Origin of the sequence: Citrobacter sp. JGM124 (assembly GCF_018257795.1) — a bacterium.
GTDB lineage: Bacteria > Pseudomonadota > Gammaproteobacteria > Enterobacterales > Enterobacteriaceae > JGM124.
This window is the reverse complement of sequence record NZ_JAERJD010000026.1, coordinates 1-3,472: the sequence shown is the minus strand read 5'-3', so window position 1 is coordinate 3,472 and position 3,472 is coordinate 1. Positions and strand designations below refer to the sequence as shown.

At 56.8% G+C, this 3,472-nt stretch carries 3 protein-coding genes; all 3 read left to right on the top strand.

Features of this window, described 5'->3' with window-relative positions:
• Positions 1 to 106: 106 nt before the first annotated feature.
• The gene (tssK, locus tag JK154_RS17530; RefSeq protein WP_211994023.1) at positions 107 to 1,447 is read left to right on the top strand and encodes a type VI secretion system baseplate subunit TssK; all 1,341 of its coding nucleotides are present in this window, start codon (positions 107 to 109) and stop codon (positions 1,445 to 1,447) included.
• On the top strand, positions 1,444 to 2,127 hold the full coding sequence (tssL, locus tag JK154_RS17525) for a type VI secretion system protein TssL, short form (RefSeq protein WP_211994022.1): 684 nt from the start codon (positions 1,444 to 1,446) through the stop codon (positions 2,125 to 2,127). Before tssK ends, tssL begins: the two co-directional genes overlap by 4 nt.
• On the top strand, positions 2,124 to 3,472 hold a 1,349-nt coding region (locus tag JK154_RS17520; protein ID WP_211994021.1), incomplete at its 3' end, for an OmpA family protein. The genes tssL and JK154_RS17520, both read left to right, overlap by 4 nt.

Here is a 3,472-nt window from a genome sequence, read left to right as displayed (position 1 = left end):
AAACTCTACGCGGTGCCACACTTTCAGGTGGAAGGCATGGATGTCAGCCTGTCGCTGGTTTCCCAGATGCCGAAAGCAAAATCCTAATACCAAAGGCAGGAAGCCGATGAAAACGGAACAACCGTTATGGGGCAGGGGCATTATGGTCGCTCCCCAGCACTTCCAGCAGCAGGCTGCTTATGCAGCCTGGTCTACGGAATGTATTGCCCGGCTGGGACTCTCCCATCCCTGGGGGGTGATTGATGCCACCTTTGAACGAGACACACTGAGCCAGGGCCGTCTTCAGGCCCGTCATTTGCATGTTCGTTTCCCGGATGGGACATTAATCGATACGGATAATACTGACGATTTGCCACCGGCGTTATCACTTGAAAGTGAATCGCAGGACGTCGTGATAGTTCTGGCCCTTCCGTTAATGCGGGCCAGTGGCGGTAACTGCCTGCAACCGGATGAGGTGGCGGAGCGGCCTGTGCGCTATCGTCAGCGCTGGCGGGATATTCGTAATACTTTCGGGGATGATACCCGCCAGGTAGCGGTGATGCACCCGGAGTTGACGCTGCGTTTCATCCATCAGAACAACAGTGATTACCTGACCTGTCCGGTTGCCCGTCTGCAGCAAGACTCGCAGGGGAAGTGGGCTCTCGATGAGACGTTTCTTCCCCCCCTGCTGACCCTGCAGAGCAGCCGCTGGCTGGTTGTTCAGCTGGAACAACTGATGACACAACTGCGCGCTCGTCTGAGCCGCCTGATGGCAATGCGCCGGGAAAGTAATGAACGTATGGCAGATTTTGCCGTGGCGGATGTGTCCCTGTTCTGGCTGCTCAATGCCCTGAACAGCGCAGAGCCTGTGCTGGGACAGTTTCAGTACAACCCACAAAGCCCACCGGAACGTCTGTATCCTGAGCTTGCGCGTCTTGCGGGCAGCCTGCTGACCTTCTCACTAGAACACCAGCAGAATGTCATCCCGGTCTGGCAACATGAACAACTGAATCATGTTTTCCCCCCATTATTTGATTTACTGGGGGATCTACTGGAAGCCAGCCTGCCATCACGTGTGGTGGCTATTGAGCTTGAACATGATGCCCGGCTTCACTTCTGGCAGGCCCGTTTACATGACCCGCGTTTGCGTGAAGGGGCTGATTACTATCTTTCCGTACGTTCACCTATGCCAGTCGCACAGTTGCAGGAACAGTTCCCGCGTCAGTGCAAGGCAGGGAGTCCTGATCATGTACGGGGCATTGTTAACTCCTCCCGTGTTGGTATTCCTCTGACGCCGTTACGTCATGTTCCGGCAGCGATTCCACTACGCCTGGAAAACCAGTATTTCAGTCTTGATCTCTCACATCCACTGGCGGCTGAAATGCTGCAAAGCGGTACCTGTATGTTTTACGTTCCGGGGATGCTCGGTGAGCCTGTACTTGAACTCTTTGCGGTACTGAGAACATGAGTGAGCGTAAACAAAGCACGGCGGTTGATATCGATGCGCTATTGCAGGACACCTGGCTTCAGGTCATCAGCCTGCGTCACGGCCCGCAGTTCCGGGATGGCGAAGGCCGAATCCTGTGGGAACGCTGTGTCGCTGATGTGGAGCAGGTGCAGCGTGAATTGAAATCCAGTGGGCTGGATGAGGCCAGTTGTCGCCTAATCATGACCGCGCAGTGCGCCCTGCTCGATGAGTCGGTCAAAGGCCGTGGTGTGGAAGATGATGCCTGCGTGCAGTGGTATGACATTCCCCTGCAGGGACATTTTCTTGGGACCATGGATGCCGGTGACACCTTGTGTGCCCGGATGCACGACATATTACATGATCCCGCAGCTGACAATGCTGTTCTGACTTGCTTCCAGCGGGTGATGATGCTTGGGTTCTTGGGAAGTTTCCACTCCCTGAACGATCCGGAACGCCAGAAACTTGCTGCCGCCTTAAACGAACAGGTCACCCCATACCATTACCCACAAACCTCACCTGTTCTGGCGGAAAGCCGTGCCGGGAAGGGGGTGAACCGATGGCTGATGTCATGGCCTGTGTATACAGGCCTGTGCGTGATGATGCTCGTCGCACTCTGGTGGGGGCTGGATCACTGGCTTGATCAGACTCTGTTGCGCTTGTTACCTGAGGCGGTGAAATGAGTCCTGCACAACAGCGCGGGATTGCGCTGTGGGCTGCCCTGCTGAGTGGCATTATCTGCCTGAGCTTCCTGCCTGTGGCACGACTGGTCGCTGTCATCATTCTGGTGGCGACACTGGGGCTCATTACCGCAGTCTGGTATGCGGGCAGGCGTCGTGTTGAGCATGAAGTGACGTTTCGCCTGGACAATCTCCCGGATGCCAGTTATCGCCAGTCTGTGGTGCTGGTCTGTGGTGATCTGCCATTGGCCTGGCCACAGCCATCGCCCGTGATCACGGTCACGCAGGGGTGCTGGGTCCGTGTAGAGGATTTCCAGGATCTGGAGCAGATAGCCCGTCAGATACTGTGGCAGCGCCCTGACTGGGGACGTCAGTTATCGGTGATGGTCAGTGTGTGCCCGCAGAAACATGTGGACACTGAACGACTTACCAGCAGCCTTCTGGCCTTGCGCTGGCAAGTCGTTCAGCTGCGCAAGGAAATCGGACATGCGGTTCCCCTGGTTCTGAAAGGGCAGGTCGGCAGCGCGATGATGAATGACATGCTCTGGCAGGCGGCGCTTCCCGAAGAGGGCGTGAAAATCTGGCGAACGTCATCATCACCGGGCACGGTGCCCACATGGGTCACCGCCAGTGACGAACCCGTGATGCAACAACAGGTACTGATGAACAGCCTGATGAGCTGGTTCCATGATCATGTCGAGGCAGTGTTCAGTGATGATAGCCTCGATGTGCCGACTATCGCCCCTGCTGCTGTGCTGTGGGGGATGGGGCCTGTTCTTGCCGGAAGCCTGGAGTCATCGGCCTGGACGGCATGGTTATCCCGTCATACGGCCATGCAGCGGGTCGCGGGCTGGCAGCCAGTAGGAACAGACAGCACGGTTATCTCCCCGTTCCCGGATTTTATTCTGCCACTGTTGCCAGAAGGCCGGGGATTAACCCCGCGTGGACGGATCTGGCGCTATGCACTTGGGCTCTTTACCCTGGCTGCCCTTACTGCACTGCTCAGTAGTGGCCTGAATAATCGTCAGTTGCTGCAACGTGTGAGCTTTGATATTGCCCGCTACGACCGTATCCCCATGTATGACTATGGGCCGAAGGCTGAGTCGGTGGCAGTCCTGTGGGAGGATGTCACGCAACTGGATCACTGGGCACGTAATGGCGTACCGGTTCGTATGAGCCTGGGTCTGTATCAGGGGGAATACCTGCGTCTCAGGGTACTGGATGCGATCCGTTCGTATGTTCGATTACCACCGCCGAAGCCGGAACGCCGTGCTGAACCGGTACGGCAGCCGGAGTCAGCACCACACATTATTCGTCTCGACAGCCTGTCGCTGTTCGACTCGGGCAC

Coding starts and splice junctions, on each gene's coding strand:
- tssK (WP_211994023.1), top strand. CDS start 107: ATGAAAACGGAACAACCGTTATGGGGCAGGGGCATTATGGTCGCTCCC.
- tssL (WP_211994022.1), top strand. CDS start 1,444: ATGAGTGAGCGTAAACAAAGCACGGCGGTTGATATCGATGCGCTATTG.